Source organism: Epilithonimonas hungarica (genome assembly GCF_900102265.1).
Lineage (GTDB): Bacteria > Bacteroidota > Bacteroidia > Flavobacteriales > Weeksellaceae > Epilithonimonas > Epilithonimonas hungarica.
Genome location: NZ_FNBH01000001.1, coordinates 795,061 through 812,745, shown reverse-complemented (window position 1 = coordinate 812,745; position 17,685 = coordinate 795,061). Strand labels below are relative to the sequence as shown.

The 17,685-nt window shown below is 36.6% G+C and carries 15 protein-coding genes; 9 read left to right on the top strand and 6 right to left on the bottom strand.

Annotated elements, in window-relative coordinates:
• Positions 1–37: 37 nt before the first annotated feature.
• Together leuC and BLT30_RS03760 are read right to left on the bottom strand one after the other, a co-directional pair.
• Positions 38–1,423, bottom strand: coding sequence for a 3-isopropylmalate dehydratase large subunit (gene leuC, locus BLT30_RS03765; protein ID WP_089871529.1), 1,386 nt, complete (start codon positions 1,421–1,423; stop codon positions 38–40).
• A gap of 7 nt (positions 1,424–1,430) precedes the next feature.
• Positions 1,431–2,594 (bottom strand): 2-isopropylmalate synthase, encoded by a 1,164-nt coding sequence (locus BLT30_RS03760; protein ID WP_089871527.1) that lies wholly within the window; start codon positions 2,592–2,594, stop codon positions 1,431–1,433.
• Positions 2,595–2,742: 148 nt separating this feature from the next.
• Here BLT30_RS03760 and BLT30_RS03755 point away from each other — a divergent pair, with 148 nt between their 5' ends.
• From BLT30_RS03755 to BLT30_RS03720, 8 genes are all read left to right on the top strand, one after another.
• The gene (locus BLT30_RS03755) at positions 2,743–4,278 is read left to right on the top strand and encodes a hypothetical protein (RefSeq protein ID WP_089871525.1); all 1,536 of its coding nucleotides are present in this window, start codon (positions 2,743–2,745) and stop codon (positions 4,276–4,278) included.
• Positions 4,279–4,336: 58 nt separating this feature from the next.
• Positions 4,337–6,277 (top strand): threonine--tRNA ligase, encoded by a 1,941-nt coding sequence (thrS, locus tag BLT30_RS03750; protein WP_089871523.1) that lies wholly within the window; start codon positions 4,337–4,339, stop codon positions 6,275–6,277.
• A gap of 75 nt (positions 6,278–6,352) precedes the next feature.
• The gene (gene infC / locus BLT30_RS03745; RefSeq protein WP_089871521.1) at positions 6,353–6,883 is read left to right on the top strand and encodes a translation initiation factor IF-3; all 531 of its coding nucleotides are present in this window, start codon (positions 6,353–6,355) and stop codon (positions 6,881–6,883) included.
• A gap of 174 nt (positions 6,884–7,057) precedes the next feature.
• Positions 7,058–7,255 (top strand): 50S ribosomal protein L35, encoded by a 198-nt coding sequence (gene rpmI / locus BLT30_RS03740; protein WP_027384637.1) that lies wholly within the window; start codon positions 7,058–7,060, stop codon positions 7,253–7,255.
• A gap of 121 nt (positions 7,256–7,376) precedes the next feature.
• Positions 7,377–7,721 (top strand): 50S ribosomal protein L20, encoded by a 345-nt coding sequence (rplT, locus tag BLT30_RS03735; protein ID WP_027384638.1) that lies wholly within the window; start codon positions 7,377–7,379, stop codon positions 7,719–7,721.
• Between the two features lie 77 nt (positions 7,722–7,798).
• Positions 7,799–8,983, top strand: coding sequence for a M28 family peptidase (locus BLT30_RS03730; RefSeq protein ID WP_089871519.1), 1,185 nt, complete (start codon positions 7,799–7,801; stop codon positions 8,981–8,983).
• A 114-nt stretch (positions 8,984–9,097) separates the two neighbouring features.
• Complete coding sequence (locus BLT30_RS03725; RefSeq protein WP_089871517.1) at positions 9,098–9,766, top strand: hypothetical protein; 669 nt, start codon at positions 9,098–9,100, stop codon at positions 9,764–9,766.
• Positions 9,767–9,861: 95 nt separating this feature from the next.
• Positions 9,862–11,124 (top strand): M20/M25/M40 family metallo-hydrolase, encoded by a 1,263-nt coding sequence (locus tag BLT30_RS03720; protein ID WP_089871515.1) that lies wholly within the window; start codon positions 9,862–9,864, stop codon positions 11,122–11,124.
• 238 nt (positions 11,125–11,362) lie between these two features.
• Here the strand turns inward: BLT30_RS03720 and BLT30_RS03715 are convergent, their stop codons facing one another.
• Positions 11,363–13,207, bottom strand: coding sequence for a T9SS type A sorting domain-containing protein (locus BLT30_RS03715; protein ID WP_089871513.1), 1,845 nt, complete (start codon positions 13,205–13,207; stop codon positions 11,363–11,365).
• A 210-nt stretch (positions 13,208–13,417) separates the two neighbouring features.
• Here BLT30_RS03715 and BLT30_RS03710 point away from each other — a divergent pair, with 210 nt between their 5' ends.
• Positions 13,418–14,698, top strand: a complete 1,281-nt coding sequence (locus tag BLT30_RS03710; protein ID WP_089871511.1) for a Y-family DNA polymerase — start codon at positions 13,418–13,420, stop codon at positions 14,696–14,698.
• 35 nt (positions 14,699–14,733) lie between these two features.
• Here the strand turns inward: BLT30_RS03710 and BLT30_RS03705 are convergent, their stop codons facing one another.
• The 3 genes from BLT30_RS03705 to atpG form a co-directional block, all read right to left on the bottom strand.
• Positions 14,734–15,036 (bottom strand): ATP-dependent Clp protease adaptor ClpS, encoded by a 303-nt coding sequence (locus BLT30_RS03705; RefSeq protein ID WP_089871509.1) that lies wholly within the window; start codon positions 15,034–15,036, stop codon positions 14,734–14,736.
• A gap of 8 nt (positions 15,037–15,044) precedes the next feature.
• On the bottom strand, positions 15,045–16,403 hold the full coding sequence (locus BLT30_RS03700; RefSeq protein ID WP_089871508.1) for a hemolysin family protein: 1,359 nt from the start codon (positions 16,401–16,403) through the stop codon (positions 15,045–15,047).
• A 368-nt stretch (positions 16,404–16,771) separates the two neighbouring features.
• Positions 16,772–17,638 (bottom strand): ATP synthase F1 subunit gamma, encoded by an 867-nt coding sequence (gene atpG / locus BLT30_RS03695; RefSeq protein ID WP_089871506.1) that lies wholly within the window; start codon positions 17,636–17,638, stop codon positions 16,772–16,774.
• Positions 17,639–17,685 lie beyond the last annotated feature (47 nt).

Here is a 17,685-nt window from a genome sequence, read left to right as displayed (position 1 = left end):
AGATTTAAAATTCAATGTTTTAAATTTCTAGTGTTTATTAATTCAAATTTTCAAAAGCAGGAATTCTGCCTTCCACAGCAACTTTTGCGGCGGTTAATGGACTTGCCAAAAGTGTTCTCGCACCTTGACCTTGTCGACCTTCGAAGTTTCTGTTGGATGTGGAAACACAATATTCGCCTTCCGGGATTTTATCTTCATTCATTGCCAGACAAGCTGAGCATCCCGGCTGGCGGATTTGGAAACCAGCATCATTGAAAACCTTATCCAATCCTTCATCATAAATTTGTTTTGCCACTTGTTGTGAACCCGGAACCAGCCAAGCCACAATATTTTCCGCTTTATGTTTTCCTTTGACGTAATTCGCAGCAGAACGGAAATCTTCAATTCTCGCATTGGTACAGCTTCCGATAAAAACATAATTCACTTTGATATCCGATGTTGATTGTCCAGATTCCAATCCCATATATTTCAAAGCTTTTTCTTCAGATTCGTTTTGAGCTATCGGGATTTTGGAATCGATGGAAATTCCCATACCGGGATTGGTCCCGTAAGTTATCATTGGACGAATATCTTCTGCCGAGAATTCAAATTCTTTATCAAAAATGGCGTCAGAATCTGATTTCAAAGTTTTCCAGTATTCAACTTTCTCCGTCCATTCTTCTCCTTTTGGAGCGAAGGTTTTGTCTTTTACATATTCAAAAGTGGTTTCGTCTGGCGCAATCATTCCGCCTCGCGCTCCCATTTCTATGCTCATATTGCAGACGGTCATTCTTCCTTCCATCGACATTTCTTCGAAAATATTTCCTGCATATTCGCAGAAATATCCTGTTCCGGCATCCGTTCCGATTTTTGAAATAATATAAAGAATCACATCTTTTGCCTGAACATCTTTATTTAATTTTCCATTCACCGAAACCCGCATTGATTTTGGTTTGTTCATTAAGAGACATTGGCTCGCAAAAACCTGCGCTACCTGACTTGTTCCAATTCCAAAAGCAATCGCTCCGAAAGCGCCGTGCGTGGAAGTATGACTGTCACCACAGACAATGCTCATTCCTGGTTGTGTGATTCCCAATTCAGGTGCGATGATGTGAACAATCCCTTGATATTGATGACCAAGTCCGTACAACTTAATGTTATTTTTCCCGCAATTTTCTGTCAGTTGCTGAACTTGCGTTCTCGATAATTCGTCTCTGATTGGCAATTCCTGTCCTAAAGTCGGGACGTTGTGGTCAGCAGTTGCTACAATCTGATTTGGACGAAAAACTTCCAAACCTCTCGCTTCCAATTCCGCAAAGGCCTGCGGACTCGTCACTTCGTGAATCAAGTGTTTGTCTATATAAATCACCTGAGGTCCATCCGGAACAGTTTCTACTACGTGTGCGTCCCAGACTTTATCAAATAATGTTTTGTTTTGGCTCATTTTATTTCTATCCAATTTTTTGATTAAATGCTTTCATCATAAAGCTTAGATCATCATTATTAACTTCTTTTTTGGTATCCGCGATTTTCAAAAACTCCTGATACAAAAAGTCTAATTCCACCTTTGTCACATCAAAACCAATATTTTTGAATCGATAAGCCAAAGCAGAACGTCCGCTTCTTGCCGTAAGAACAATAGAAGATTCATTGATTCCGACTTCTCTCGGGTCGATAATTTCGTAGGTTTCTCTATTTTTTATCACGCCATCCTGATGAATTCCTGAACTGTGCGCAAATGCGTTAGCTCCAACAATTGCTTTATTCGGTTGAACCGGCATTCCCATCATTTCAGAAACCAAACAACTCATTTCGTTCAGCATTTTGGAATTGATATCGGTGAAGAAATTAAGGTCAGGATGTTGTTTGATAATCATCACCACTTCTTCTAAAGCAGTATTTCCGGCACGTTCGCCAAGTCCGTTGATGGTACATTCGATTTGTCTGGCGCCGTTGATAATTCCTGAGATTGAATTGGCAGTTGCCATTCCCAAATCGTTGTGACAGTGGCAAGAGAGAATCGCTTTGTCAATATCTTTGACATTATCTCTGAGATATTTGATTTTTCTACCGTATTCTTCCGGCAGACAATAACCTGTCGTGTCAGGAATATTAAGAACAGTTGCTCCGGCTTTGATAACCTCTTCACAAACTTTTGCCAAGAAATCATTATCCGTTCTTCCTGCATCTTCCGCATAAAACTCCACATCATCCACAAAATTTTTGGCGTATTTTACTGCTTCGACAGCACGTTCCAAAACATCCTCTCTCGTAGAATTGAATTTGAATTTAATATGAGAATCCGAAGTCCCGATTCCTGTATGGATTCTTGGCCTTTTCGCATATTTCAAGGCTTCCGCCGCAACTTCTATATCTTTTTTATTAGCTCTAGTCAGTCCGCAGACTTTGGCATTTTTCACGATTTTTGAAATCTCCTGTACCGACTGAAAATCACCGGGACTGGAAATAGGAAAACCCGCTTCAATAATATCAACACCCAAAAAATCGAGTTTCTCTGCGATAACTAATTTTTGCTCTGTATTCAGTTTACATCCTGGGACTTGTTCCCCATCTCTCAGTGTCGTATCAAAAATTTCAATTTTTTCAGGATTCATAATGGAGTTTTTATCTAATTTTGATGTTCAAAAGTAGAATTTGATTTATTGTATCAGATTAATACTTTAGAAAAAATACAATATTCGATTCATTCAAAATAATTAGTAAAATATTAATTATCAGATATTTAAATATTTCAATTTTACAATGTCAGAATTACAGAAAGATTTTTTATTTGTCCTTATAAAGTCACTTTCCACATCGGAAAAGCGGCAATTTAAGTTATACGTCAATCGTCTTGGAATTAATGTAGATGCAAAATTTCTTCTGCTTTTTTCTGAATTGGATAAAATGAAAGAATACAACGAGGAAATCATTCTTGAGAAAAAAATATCCTCAAAACAACAGCTTTCCAATCTGAAAGCACATCTTTACAAGCAGATCCTGGTAAGCCTGAGACTCAATCCAAGTCATCAGAATAACAGGATGCAACTTCGCGAACAGCTTGATTTTGCCAATATTCTTTATCAAAAAGGCTTGCACAAACAAGCTTTGAAAATTCTGGACAAAGCCAAACAATCCGCTTTGGAATTGGATGAAAAAACAATCGCCTCTGAAATCATTGAACTTGAAAAAGTCATTGAATCTCAATTCATTACCAGAAGTATCGATGGACGAGCGGATGAACTCATCAGACAATCCAGCGAAATAAGCCTGCAAAACAGATATGCAACCCGGCTCTCTAATTTGTCTTTGAAATTGTACAGCGAAATGCTGACGCATGGTTACATCAAAAATGATGAAGACCGGGAAAAGACCATTGATTTCTTTGATAAAAAAGTCACAAAAATAGACCTTAACAAACTGAATTTCACAGAAAAACTTTGGTACTACAAAGCGCACGTCTGGAAAAATCAGCTTCTTCAGGATTATAAATACACTTTGAAATACGCCTATCAATGGGTTGAACTGTTCCATCAAAATCCAGAAATGATAAAAAGCCATCCGGTTTGGTACATCAAGGGGAATACTTATCTCTTCAAGATTTTGTTTCTGTATGGCAGTATTAGAGGAATTGAGAAGAGTTTTGAGAAGTTCAACAATGTTGTGAAATCTGAGATTTTTGTTCATAACGAGAATTCGCAATCTTTGATTTTCCTTAATTATTACAACACTTTAATGAATCTCTATTTCATCAAAGGAGATTTTTTCAAAGGCACAAAACTGATTCCTGAATTGGAACTGAAAATGGAGAAATTCCGTGATAAAGTTGATGAACATCATTTATTGATACTCTATCTGAAAATTGCATCAATGTATTTTGGCAGCAAAAACTATCAGAATACGATAAAATACGGTTTAAAAATCATTAATTCAAAAGGAAATATTCAGGAGGATCTGCTTTTCCACACAAGGATTCTGATTTTAATGGCAAAATTTGAGGCTGGTTTTGATGATGATTATGATGACTTTGTAAAAAACACGTTGAAGTTCGCAAAAAAAATGAAAAACCCTTCAGATTTGCACTTCAATATTGTAAATTTCTTCAAGCAAATCGGTGATAAAAATTCGACTGAACAAATGTCTGCTTTCAAAGAATTCGAAACAAAACTTGAAGAATCCGAAAAAAATCGATACGACAAAAGAACCCTGATGTACATCGACATCCACGGTTGGATAAAATCAAAAGTGAGAAATGTAGATGTTATTGAGATCATAAAAGAGAAAGTTAAGACCAAATAAATATCAATTTTCTTTAAAAAAAATCACTATTTTTGCATCTTAAAAAATTTCAGTCATAATGCTAAAAATTACACTTCCTGATGGCAGCATCAGAGAATATGAAGGAGCAGTTACTCCACTACAAGTTGCGCAAAGTATCAGTGACGGTTTGGCAAGAAATACCATTTCTGCAATCGTTAACGGAAAACAGACAGAAGTAGAAACCACGATAACGGAGGATTCTACAGTGCAGCTTTTGACGTGGAATGACGATATGGGTAAAAAAGCATTCTGGCATTCTTCCGCTCACTTATTGGCACAGGCGATTATGGAATTTTATCCTGACGCAAAGCTGACAATCGGACCTGCAATTGCCAACGGATTCTATTATGATGTAGATTTCGGAGGAAAGCCTTTGTCTGAAAATGACTTCGAAAAACTAGAAAAGAAAATCTTAGAAAATGCTAAGAAAAATTCGACTTTCAACCTTCGAGAAGTTTCAAAAGCTGATGCATTAAAAGAATATGCAGACAACCCTTTCAAAACAGAATTGATTGAAAATCTACCTGACGGAGAAATCACTTTTGTGACTCACGATAACTTCACAGACCTTTGTAGAGGTGGGCACATCCCTGCAACAGGAATTGTGAAAGCTGTAAAAATCCTTAACGCAGCCGGAGCTTATTGGAGAGGCGATGAGAAAAACCCTCAATTGACAAGAGTTTACGGAATCTCTTTCCCTAAACAAAAAGAGCTGACAGAATATCTTGAAAGACTTGAAGAAGCAAAAAGAAGAGACCACAGAAAATTAGGTAAAGAATTGGGGATTTTTGCGTTCTCGGAAAAAGTTGGACAAGGGCTTCCACTTTGGCTGCCAAAAGGAGCTGCTCTTAGAAAAAAATTAGAAGAATTCCTTTCCAAAGCTCAGAAAAAACAAGGTTATGAATTCGTAATTTCTCCGCATATTGGAGCAAAAGAATTATATATTACTTCTGGACACTGGGAAAAATATGGTGAAGACAGCTTCCAGCCAATCAAAACACCAAATGAAGGTGAAGAGTTTTTATTGAAACCAATGAACTGCCCTCACCACTGTGAGATTTATAAAGCACAGCAATGGTCTTATAAAGATTTACCAAAACGTTACGCTGAGTTCGGAACAGTTTACAGATATGAACAATCTGGAGAATTACACGGTTTGACAAGAGTTCGTGGGTTTACTCAGGATGATGCACACCTTTTCTGTACTCCTGACCAATTATTGCAGGAATTCGAAAAAGTAATTGACCTTGTATTGTATGTTTTTGGTTCACTTGGATTTGCTGATTTTACAGCTCAAATTTCATTAAGAGACCCAGAAAACAGAGAAAAATATATCGGTTCCGATGAGAATTGGGAAAAAGCAGAAAACGCCATCGTAACTGCAGCTAAAGCTAAAGGATTGAAAACCGTAACTGAGTATGGCGAAGCAGCTTTCTACGGTCCTAAACTTGACTTTATGGTGAAAGATGCGTTGGGAAGAAGCTGGCAATTAGGAACAATCCAGGTAGATTACAATTTACCGGAAAGATTTGACCTTTGGTACAACGGTAATGATAACGAGAAGCACAGACCAGTGATGATCCACAGAGCGCCATTTGGTTCTATGGAGAGATTCATTGCGATCCTGATCGAGAATACAGCAGGAGATTTCCCTCTTTGGTTGAGTCCGGAACAGTTTACGATTTTGCCTATCAGTGAAAAGTATGCAGATTATGCAAAAAAAGTTTCAGAATCATTGGAAATTCACGATATTTGCGGATTGATTGACGACAGGAATGAGAAAACGGGTAAAAAAATCCGCGATGCCGAGTTGAAAAAACTTCCGTTTATGCTTATTGTAGGTGAAAATGAGGAAAATAACGGTACGATTTCTGTAAGAAGAAGAGGCGAAGGCGATTTGGGAGAAATGACAATTGATGCATTCATCACTTATTTCAAAGAGCAGGCAAAACCGGCATTTGAATTAGGCTCAAACTAACAAAACCTTATTAAAGAATATTAATTTTAAAATTTTAAAACCATAGCACTAAAAAGAAACAACAGCAGAGGTCCGATGAGACGCCCAGTCCAGGAAGACCTTCATCAAATCAACGATAAGATCCGTGCAAGAGAAGTACGTCTTGTGGGAGAGAACGTTGAACCAGGAGTTTATCCTTTATCTAAAGCTTTAGAAATAGCAAGAGAGCAAGAGTTGGATCTTGTCGTTATTTCTGATAAGGCAGAACCTTATATTTCCCGTATCCTGGATTATAAAAAATTCTTGTACGAGCAAAAGAAAAAGACAAAAGAACTGAAGGCCAAGCAGGTAAAAGTAGTTGTGAAAGAGATCAGATTTGGTCCTCAAACCGATGATCATGATTACGATTTCAAAAAGAAACACGCTGAAAAATTCTTGGAAGAAGGTTCTAAATTGAAAACTTATGTTTTCTTCAAGGGACGTTCTATCATCTTCAAAGATCAGGGGGAAATCCTTCTTTTGAAATTAGCCCAAGACCTGGAACACGTAGGAAAAGTAGATCAGCTCCCTAAACTTGAAGGAAAAAGAATGATCATGATGATGAGCCCTAAGAAGCCTGCAAAATAACATTGATAGATCTCAATTATATAAACCTCGAATTAATTTTTTGAGGTTTTTTCATTGTTATATAATTATTAAAGTTCAAGTTTCAGAAATTTTTTGTAATTTTGCAAACTATTATTTCTAATGTGTTTAGGAATTGAGAGTGAATATTGATAACAAATTATAAAAAGCAGAACAATGCCAAAATTAAAAACGAAATCAGGTGCTAAAAAGCGTTTTGCTCTTACCGGAACTGGTAAGATCAAAAGAAAGAATGCTTTCAAAAGCCACATCTTGACAAAGAAAGAAACTAAGCAGAAGAGAAATCTAACGCAAACTTCTTACGTTGCTGCTGTGGACACTAAGAGTGTTTTGAGACAATTAGCAATTAAGTAGTTTTTATAAATCTATATTCGGTTTATAAGGATTCAAAACAAATTCAACAATTTAACCCTGAAATGGAGCCACTAAGAGTAATGAAACAATTACCGCACATTTCAAAAAAACAATTTAAATTATGCCAAGATCAGTAAATTCTGTAGCGTCCAGAGCGCGTAGAAAAAAAGTATTAAAGCAGGCTAAAGGTTTTTTCGGTAGAAGAAAGAACGTTTGGACTGTAGCTAAAAATGCGGTAGAAAAAGCAATGCAATATGCTTACCGTGGTAGAAAAGAGAAGAAAAGAAACTTCAGAAGCCTTTGGGTAACTCGTATCAATGCGGGTGCAAGAGAGCACGGATTATCTTATTCTCAGTTCATGGGAGCTCTTAAGAAAAACAACATCGAGCTAAATAGAAAGGTTCTTGCAGATCTTGCAATGAATCATCCAGAAGCTTTCAAAGCTGTTGTAGATCAAGTAAAATAATTACAAATCTTTGTTATCAATATAAAATCCTGAGAAATATCTCGGGATTTTTTATTTTTGCTAAAACTCCCTCAACAATGACAAAAAGAATTATACTTTCTTTTATTATTTTTATAAGTCTTCAATTCATAAGAGCACAAACCTTCATCCAAGCTTATCAGGACAGAGCCAACAAGGTCTCTCAGTCCAATATCAATTCTTATTTACAGGAATTTGAAGCATTGGGTGTTAAAAGAACAGGAACAACACAAAATACCAATACCTTTAACTGGATCAAAAACAAATACACATCCTTTGGCTATACAACATCTGATTTTTTTGAACACTCCTGGACTGCAAGCGGTTACTCTTCCAAAAATCTTATCGTCACAAAAACAGGAACACTTTATCCAAATAAATTCGTGATCGTATGCGGACATTTCGATTCTATCAATGGCCCCGGAACCAACGATAATGGAAGCGGAACATCCATTATTCTGGAAATCGCAAGGATACTGAAAAACGTCCCTACTGATTATTCTATAAAGTTCATCCACTTCTCCGGAGAAGAGCAAGGTCTTCTGGGGAGTTCGAGATATGTTTCACAAATCGTAAATGCGACCAGCCCGAAAATGGACATCAAAGTGGTCGTGAATCTAGACCAAGTTGGCGGATTGGCAACAAAAGCGAATACCAAACTTTACCATGATAGAGACCAGGCATCCCCAACCAGCAATAACTCAGCTGCAGCCATAGCTGTTCAGGAATTAGCAAACTGCACTTTATTATATTCTCCATTAGCAGTAGATTTTGACCCTGCGGAAAGTACAGATTATGTTCCTTTTCAGCAAAACGGGGAGATCATTACAGGCTATTGGGAATATGAAGGAGGCTATAATAATCCCTACGTTCACACTGCAAACGATCTTTATGTGAACATGGATCCTGTTTACGTATTGAATGTTGGAAAATCTGCAGTTGGCGCAATTCAACATTTTGCCGTGGCCCCTACAATAACTCTAGAGATAGAAGAATCATTAATATCAAGAAAATTGGAATCTATAGAGTTTTATCCAAATCCAACTAAGAATGTTCTGAACATGAAAATTGACGACTCAATAAAAAACTTCACATTCGAAATAACAGATATGAATGGAAGCCGAATTTTAGTAAGCAAAGAGAATATAAATCATATCGACATTTCCGATTTGAAACCTGGTGTTTATCTTGGAACAATATCAAGCGATAATAAACGGATTACCAAAAAAATTATTGTAGAATAAACAAAAAATTTGAATAAAAATGTCAATCTTAATGAATTTATTAGGTTTTTTTTGTTTTTATGAAATAATTTATCAAATATTAACGTTAGATGTTAAATTCTAAAAATTAATATTATGAAAACAAATCTTATGGCAGTTTTGGCCTTATCTATTTTTCTACTCTCATGTTCACGAAGTGAAGATACAATAGAAGAAACAACTCAGGAAACGCCATTCTTTAATCTGAAAGTAGGAAATGAGTGGGTTTACAAAACTTATGACAGACAAGATTTTACATCTGAATTCAAATTTAATGGTCAAATTGACACTGTAAAAATAATCAGTCAAGAAACTTTAAAGAACAAGAAATATTACAAAATAACGCATAGCAATAGAACACAATTTTATTCTGATTATATTGAATATTGGAGAGTGAATAATGCTGGCCATTTAGTTTATTTAAGTTCTGTTAATTTTGACCAAGGAAATTCGTCAGATGTGAATGAATATATAAAACATCCTGGTAAGGATTATTCTCTAACTTTTCCCGACAATGGTTACAATGAATATGGGAGTCTGATATATAAATTATATCCAGAAACCACCCTAACGATTGATGATAAATCCTATAAAGTTTATCCTTTTAAAGGACAATTTACACCCAATGAGCAAAATCCTGATTTAATTCCAAAAATTGTAGAGAGAAACTACACAGATGGAATTGGATTAGTAAAACATGTCAGTCACTCCGTAAGGGATACATATAATTTTGAAGAAAGGCTTGTAAGCTATAACCTAAAATAAATTTATCATAACAAAAATCATAAGCCTTACAATAAGGCTTATTTTTTTATCTTGACAAAAAAATTTAGATTTGTTCTCAATAAAAATTAGACGCGATGTTTTTATCAAAAACCGATTTCAAAAAAATATTCACATTCTCACTGGTCGGAGTTTCTGCATTATATTTTTCTCAGAAAAAAATAACTTCTGAACAAGCCAATGAAGACAACCTTAAAAAACATATTTATTATTTAGCCTCTGATGAATTACAGGGAAGGCTAACAGGTTCCGAAGGTGAAACAAAAGCAGCCAATTATCTTTCTGCAGAATTCAAAAAATTGGGATTGAAGCCTTATGAAGGAAAATCTTTCATCCAGGGTTTTGAATATAACGTGAAGCTAAATCCTCATGATGACAAAACATCTACGACGGTAAAAGGCAAAAATGTTGTAGCCGTTCTTAATAATAAAGCTGAAAAAACCATCGTGATCGGTGCTCATTATGATCATCTTGGACTTAATGAACACCACAATTCCACACTTGCCAATTCCGATGGACAAATCCATAATGGTGCGGATGACAACGCTTCCGGAACTGCAGCAGTACTGGAATTAGCAAGAATGTTCTCGCAAAATAAAACCAAGGAGAATGTGAATTACGTTTTCGCATTATTCTCGGGAGAAGAAGACGGATTGATGGGTTCTAAAAAACTGGCAGAAACCATCAAAACAAACTACCCCAATACCATCTTTATGATCAATATGGATATGGTCGGGCGCCTCAATAGCAACAAAGACCTAACTATCGGCGGTGTTGGAACCTCTCCTATCCTATCGGATCTAGTGAAAAAGTATAAACCGGAAGGTATTAATTTAGGTTTAGATGAATCTGGTGTTGGTCCAAGCGATCATACTTCCTTTTATCTGAAAGACATTCCTGTTCTCTTCCTTTTTACAGGAACTCACAATGATTATCACAAGCCGACTGATGATTCGGATAAGATCAATTATCCGGGTCAGAAAATTATTACAAACTATGTTTTCAATCTGGCAAATGCTTTGGGTCATGAAAAGGAAATCCCATTCACCAAAACTAAAGTTGCGCCAACCAAAGCTGTCCCAAAATATAAAGTAAGCCTGGGAATCATGCCAAATTATGCTGATAGCAAAGACGGAATGGGGATCGATGGTGTGATCGATAACAGACCAGCGGCCAATGCAGGGATCCTACAAGGCGATACTCTTACAAGAATCGGAAAATGTGAAGTGAAAGAAGTTTATTCCTATATGGATTGCCTCGCAAAAATAAATGCTGGTGAAGAACATCCTGTAACGGTAAAACGTAATGGTGAGGAAAAGGTTTTCAATGTGAAATTTTAAATAAAAAAACACATCTCTACAAAGCCGATGAATAGGACTTTCGCAAGGACACTTAAAAACGTACGTATCTTTTTATGAAAACGCACGTGTCTTTTCACTAAAACCTCCGTGCGTTTTGAGCAAAACACACGGAGGTTTTTACTAAAAGACCTATATCTTTTGGGTATTACCAAAAGGAAAAATAAAAAAAGCAGCGAACAAATAGTCGCTGCTTTCTTTTTTATTGAAATTTATCCTATTAATTCTTAATAAATTTCTGAACGGTATCGGTTCCTTTTATTTTTAATAAATAAACACCTTTATTAAGTTTAGAAACATTGATCACATTATTATTTGAATTAATACTTGATTCTGAAACTTTTCTTCCATCCAAACTATAGATCTCAACAGTTTCTGCCTTTTTGAAGTTCATCGAAACTGTTAGACTTTCAGTTGCCGGATTAGGATAAATAGAAATGAGGTTCTTAGAAACATCGGCAACAGCTAAGTCTGTACATTGATATGCCGGAAGTGTATATCCAGAAGTTGTGAGTTCTTCTGTAATAATATTAACATCATTACAAGTAAACCCATAAGTTCCCAACATATCTATCGCAGCCTGTCTCACAGCAACTGCTGCAGTCTGCTGATTGGAGGAGGAATTGGTCATACCAAGCCCTTCAAGGAAAATCCTATCTGTTTTTTCTTTACCAATTCTATCATAGATCCTCATCAGAGATGTAGCCCAGATCTGCCCGTTTGCGTGAATGGCAGAAGAACTGTTAATATTGGCTGTAGGATATTTAGGTGCATAATTCGTTATACGCCCTGCCCAACATGTATTATGACCATCCCAACTAAACATCCAGTTATAATGCGCTTCTGATGACGCCCATTGATTCAAGCTTCTGCTATATGACATTGCCCAATAATCTCCCGAGCCTTCTCCCAAACCTTGCGAAGAGGAAGATTTAAGACCTGTGATCCAATGATGAATAGCATGTCCAAACTCGTGTAGAACAACATCGGCATCTTCGGCATCATCTACACATCCTTCCCCAAAAGCCAATCTTTGTGAACTTGGGATAAAGTGAGAATTGTCGTCACCGCTTAAACCATGTGGGTCAAAAAGCAGTATCCCATTGTTAAGAGTAGATTTACAATCGATGCCCAATGTCTCATTGATATAGGCCATACTTCTGTCCAAATGATAAAATGCATTGACCGCTTCAAACCCTTGTTCATTTCTATTGAATAGAAAATCAGGTGTAGCCTGGGTAAACAGACCGGTAGAAGGAGATTCGAAGTCGGCTACTTGTACATATTTGCTTTTTAAACTATAAACTCCATTTGAAAACGTGATATCCGGAAGAGTAACCAGACTTCTTGCGGCATCCAAACTTGCGTTTGTAGCATCATTATTGTCCACATAGTCCCCACCGTAGGCTACGTGTGCTCTTGAAAGTGGATCTGGATCAAAAATATAAGCTGTACCGGCTGCTTTCAACCCATCGGTCTTTTCTTTGGTTTTCTTCTTTGGTTTTTCTTTATGATGATAATTGGCAATATCCTGAACTCTGATCACTTCCCCAGAATGTGCATCTATCATGGTTTCCCAATCACCTGGTGTCTCGTATGAGTTGATAATAACCCTGTGAACTAATCTTGTTTCTCCCGAGTCCGTCAAAAATATGTAAAGATCATTTTCCTGATGTGTGATCTCTCCTTTGATATCGGCTGCGACCTTTGCTTTTTCAAAAGCATCAACCTTGCTAAATGTCGGCGTTGTATTAACTTGTTTCAATCTTTTTGAAACAGGCACATCCGTAGCGTAGGTCACTTCCCCTTGTTTATTGAAATGTACCGCAATATCACCTTCATAAACAGGAATCCCATTGATTGTCTGTTGAAATCTAAGGGTTTCACCCGATAAACTTTTTCTTGAAGACTTAAAGTCAAAGTTATCATTAGGAGTTGTTCCTGTTTTATTTGAGTTTTTAGAGATCCAATCTCTTGCCTTAGATTCTAGGGCTGTGGTTTGTGCATACATTGTAGAAAAGGTGAGCGCAAATCCTGTTACAAGAAGAGTAGTTTTCAAATTCATATTATTATTTTTTTTAAATATACAGCTAAAATAATAATTTAATTTATATAATTAACAGACCAAGCTTAAAAATTAAATATTTCACATTAAAAACAACAAAACATTTAACATAATTTAAATCATCAGATTATATACGAAATTGTGGAAAACTCAAAGACTTTCTTATTCTTTATCTTCATAACTTTGATCAATATCCTATAATCTTCAATAATGTATGCTTTATTAGACTGCAACAATTTTTTCGTTTCCTGCGAAAGAACACTGGACCCCGATCTAGATGGAAAACCTGTTGTTGTACTTTCAAATAATGATGGCTGTGTAGTTTCCAGAAGCAATGAGGCAAAAGCTCTCGGGGTGCCAATGGGAGCACCAGCTTTCAAATACAGGGAACTGTTTGCTGCGAATGACGTAAAAGTATTTTCAGCGAAATTTGAACTTTATAATTTCCGCAGTCAGCAAGTAATGGAAATGGCAAAAAGCTTTTTGCCAGATGATGCTTACGAGGTTTATAGCATTGATGAATTGTTCTTGGATTTTCACGGCTTCAAATATTTTGACCTTGAGGAATATTGCAATAAGATCAGGAAAAAAATCGATACAGAGCTCAAACTCCCTACAAGTATAGGAGTAGCACCAACCAAAACACTCTGTAAGATAGCCAATCACATTGTGAAAAAGAACACAGAACAATATCCAGACGGCGTTTACATTATGGATTCCCGAGAAAAAATAGAAGAGGCTCTAAATGATCTGGATATAGGAGATGTTTGGGGAATTGGTAGAAAACTAGGTGCCAAAATGGTAGACCATGGTGTTTACAAAGCTTCACACCTTTTATTGAAACCAGAAATGTGGATCAGAAAGGTCATGGGAATCCAAGGTGTAAGAATGATCAATGAACTGAGGGGAATTCCTCAATTGGAACTCGACAAAGCCTCACCAAAAAGATCGATCATGGTAAGCAGGAGCTTTATGCAGATGATTTCCACAAAAGAAGAATTAGCAGAGCGCATCGAAACTTTTGCCATATATTGTGCCGAAAAATTAAGGAAACAAAATTCCTGTTGCAAGGTGATCAGCGTTTTCATTCAAACCAACCGATTCCGAAAAGAACTGGGAGAATACAAAAACGGTTTTTCTATCATTTTACCCAATCCAAGTAGCTCATCCATTGTCTTAGCAAAATATGCCAACTCAATCTTTGAAGCCATCTATAAACATGGATTCCAGTATAAGAGGGCGGGCGTTATGGTTTCGGATTTTGTACCAGATAATGAAAGACAGATCAGTCTTTTCGAAAAAGATATTGATGACAAGCATATCCCGATCATGAAGGCAATTGACAAGCTCAATTCAAAATATGGGAAAGATAAGATAAGATTGGGAGGAATGTCTGGAAAAAACACTTACGGAAGAGCAACGCTCTCTCCAGAATATGAAGAATTTTTGAAAAATAACATCTTGCCCGAAGCCAATTATAGGTTTCAATAAAAACAAAAAACTACCACAAAAGTGATAGTTTCAATTTATACTATTTCTGAGCTCAAACCTCTGTCGAGCAAAGCCTGATTCATGGGTTTAAGTTTTTCTAACGCTCCTGTCTTTACGGTACATTTTCCTTTGTAGTGAACAAGTATCGTACATTGCTCCGCCTGCTCAAAAGTATGTTCACATATTTCTATCAAACATTGTATCACAAAATCAAATGTGTTGACATCGTCATTATGAAGCACCAATTTGTACACTTCATCCTCTTCTTCCAAAACCAATACTTCTTCCTCGTACTGGCGTTTTGGCTGGTCGTAAGATCTGTTATTATAGATTTTCATGATTGGTTTTAGGCTTCAGTGATCTCGTCTGTAATATCTTCTATCAAAGATTTGTTGTAAAACAACTCCACCAGTTCCACGCTTTTGTTCTGCATTTTAAGAATCTTAAAATGATAAGCGCCATAATCGAATTCTTGGTTTTCTTCCGGAATATCTTGTAGTTCATTCAAGATGAAACCAGCTAAAGTGTTGTATTCTCCTTCCTCAGAAAGTGGAATTTTTTTTGGTAATTGCTCGTTGATCTCATCCAAAGGTTGCGTAGCTTTTACCCAAAAAGTATTATCTCCTACTTTGTCAACAATCTTTTCCTCTTCATCTTCCTCATCCTGGATCTCTCCTACCAATTCTTCAAGAATATCTTCTAAAGTAATGATACCTTCGGTTCCACCAAATTCATCAATAACAATTGCTAAATGCTGTTTTTTAAATTGGAAAACTTTCAGCAAGTCTGATATTTTCTTACTTCCGACCACAAAAAATGCTTCCCTCATAAAACCTCTCAAGCTATCGTGAGAAACCGCACCTTTACTTTTGATGTATTCTCGTATGATCTCTTTGGTGTAGAAGATCCCAATAATATTATCGATAGAACCTTCATACACCGGAATACGGGAATACCCGCTTTCCATGATTTGATTAATGATATCTTCCGGATCATCCTCTATATCGATAGAAGAAATATTCTGTCTCGTGATCATGATCTGTTTTGCGTTATGATCGGTAAAATCAAATGCATTTTTTATGATCTCATAATTCTCTTCTTCAATTTCTCCACTATCCGCCGATTGCTTTACCAAAAGCTGAAGCTCTTCTGTCGAGTGGATATCATGTTCCGAGGCCGGGTGAATTTTAATAATTTTCAAAAACCCATTGGACAAGGAGTTCATCAGCCAAATGAATGGACGGAATATATTATAAAATAAATGTAATGGATATGCAATGAACAAAGTTGTAGCCTCAGATTTTCTGATCGCGATCGATTTTGGTACCAACTCTCCGAAAACAATATGCATCACTGTGATCAACAAGAAACTGCAGACTACAGAAATAGTGGTAACCGTAGCTTCTGTGAATTCGATATTCAGTGAATGGAAGAGTGATTCTATGATGTGGTGCAATGCACTTTCTCCTACCCAACCTAATGCAAGTGATGCCAAGGTAATCCCTAATTGGGTTGCAGACAGATAAGCGTCAAGATTTTTGATAATGTTTTCGGCTTGTTTGGCCATTGTGTTTCCCTCGGCTGCTTTTAGCTGGATTTGGGAGTATCGTACTTTGACGATTGAGAATTCGGCGGCTACGAAAAAGCCATTCAAAAGAACTAAAAATAATGCTATGAGAAGTTTGACTAAACTATCGGGGTCCATTTAATGTGTTTATATACAATATCTGCAAAGATAGATATTTTTTTTAACTTGGATTTAGATGTTAGAAGTGAGATTCCAGAAGTGAGATAAAAACCAATATCTCGGAGCTTCACTCCTCTTAATCATCAAATGAATTATTTTCTACCAATATACGGAGACTTCGTCTCTTTTCTGTAAAATTGATAAAAGGTTGAAGACTTATACTTTGCGAAGCTGCAGCCCGACCTGAGTGGAGCTCTTTTTCTTTTTTGAGAAAAAAGAAAAAAGCGGGAACGGAGGGCGGATCAAGCTGCCCCAAATAATAAAAAGCACTGAAGTTTGACCCCCAATGCTTTTTATAACTAACTACTAACTTTAACTTATCTTTATTAACTGTTCTTAAGTGCCTCTGCTCCGGAAACAATTTCTAATATCTCATTGGTAATGGCAGCCTGTCTTGCTTTGTTGTAGAAGATCCTCAGTTCGTTTCTAAGCGCTTCTGCATTATCAGTTGCCTTGTGCATTGCTGTCATCCTTGCACCGTGTTCTGATGCTACAGAATCCAAAACAGCTTTGAATATTTGAGTCTTGATGGACTTTGGAATCAGTGTTTCCAAAATCTCCTGTCTTCCGGGTTCGAAGATATAATCTACATTCACCTCAGAAGTTGTTTTCTCAGCTGAAACAGCAATTGGCAAAACCTGCTCAGTAACTACTTCCTGCGTTGCAGCATTGATAAACTTGTTGTAAACAACATAAACTTTATCAAATTTCCCCGCTTTGAAATCTGCCATTACTTTGCCTGTCATATTTGAAACATGGTCGAAAGAAAGGTTATCAAACAGAGAACTGTGGTTTTCATAAACCGTTCTGTTTTTTCTCAACGCATCAAAAGCTTTTTTACCGATTGTCAAAACTTCAATTTCTACATTTTCGTTAGCTGCGAACTGGATATTCAATTCTTTGATAACCGAAGAGTTGAAAGCTCCAGCCAAACCTCTGTTGGAAGTTACGGTAATGAAAAGGACCTTCTTCACTTCTCTTTCTACTGCGAACTCAGAGATGTTTTCTGCATCAGAAGCTGCACTTACGTTCTCTATAATCTCCTGAAGTTTTTCAGAATAAGGTCTCAGCATTACGATCGCGTCCTGTGCTTTCTTTAGTTTCGCTGCGGAAACCATTTTCATAGCACTTGTGATCTGCATCGTAGAAGATATAGATGTAATCCTGCCTCGTATTTCTTTTAAGTTTGCCATTCTAAATATTCAAAGTTTAAAATTCAGAGTTTAAAGTTCATTAAACT

Bases quoted from the DNA above. Each gene is read 5' to 3' on its own strand.
- BLT30_RS03760 (WP_089871527.1), bottom strand. From the start codon at position 2,594: ATGAATCCTGAAAAAATTGAAATTTTTGATACGACACTGAGAGATGGG.
- leuC (WP_089871529.1), bottom strand. From the start codon at position 1,423: ATGAGCCAAAACAAAACATTATTTGATAAAGTCTGGGACGCACACGTA.
- BLT30_RS03710 (WP_089871511.1), top strand. From the start codon at position 13,418: ATGTATGCTTTATTAGACTGCAACAATTTTTTCGTTTCCTGCGAAAGA.
- BLT30_RS03755 (WP_089871525.1), top strand. From the start codon at position 2,743: ATGTCAGAATTACAGAAAGATTTTTTATTTGTCCTTATAAAGTCACTT.
- rpmI (WP_027384637.1), top strand. From the start codon at position 7,058: ATGCCAAAATTAAAAACGAAATCAGGTGCTAAAAAGCGTTTTGCTCTT.
- BLT30_RS03715 (WP_089871513.1), bottom strand. From the start codon at position 13,207: ATGAATTTGAAAACTACTCTTCTTGTAACAGGATTTGCGCTCACCTTT.
- BLT30_RS03725 (WP_089871517.1), top strand. From the start codon at position 9,098: ATGAAAACAAATCTTATGGCAGTTTTGGCCTTATCTATTTTTCTACTC.
- rplT (WP_027384638.1), top strand. From the start codon at position 7,377: ATGCCAAGATCAGTAAATTCTGTAGCGTCCAGAGCGCGTAGAAAAAAA.
- BLT30_RS03730 (WP_089871519.1), top strand. From the start codon at position 7,799: ATGACAAAAAGAATTATACTTTCTTTTATTATTTTTATAAGTCTTCAA.
- thrS (WP_089871523.1), top strand. From the start codon at position 4,337: ATGCTAAAAATTACACTTCCTGATGGCAGCATCAGAGAATATGAAGGA.
- atpG (WP_089871506.1), bottom strand. From the start codon at position 17,638: ATGGCAAACTTAAAAGAAATACGAGGCAGGATTACATCTATATCTTCT.
- BLT30_RS03720 (WP_089871515.1), top strand. From the start codon at position 9,862: ATGTTTTTATCAAAAACCGATTTCAAAAAAATATTCACATTCTCACTG.
- BLT30_RS03705 (WP_089871509.1), bottom strand. From the start codon at position 15,036: ATGAAAATCTATAATAACAGATCTTACGACCAGCCAAAACGCCAGTAC.
- infC (WP_089871521.1), top strand. From the start codon at position 6,353: ATGAGACGCCCAGTCCAGGAAGACCTTCATCAAATCAACGATAAGATC.
- BLT30_RS03700 (WP_089871508.1), bottom strand. From the start codon at position 16,403: ATGGACCCCGATAGTTTAGTCAAACTTCTCATAGCATTATTTTTAGTT.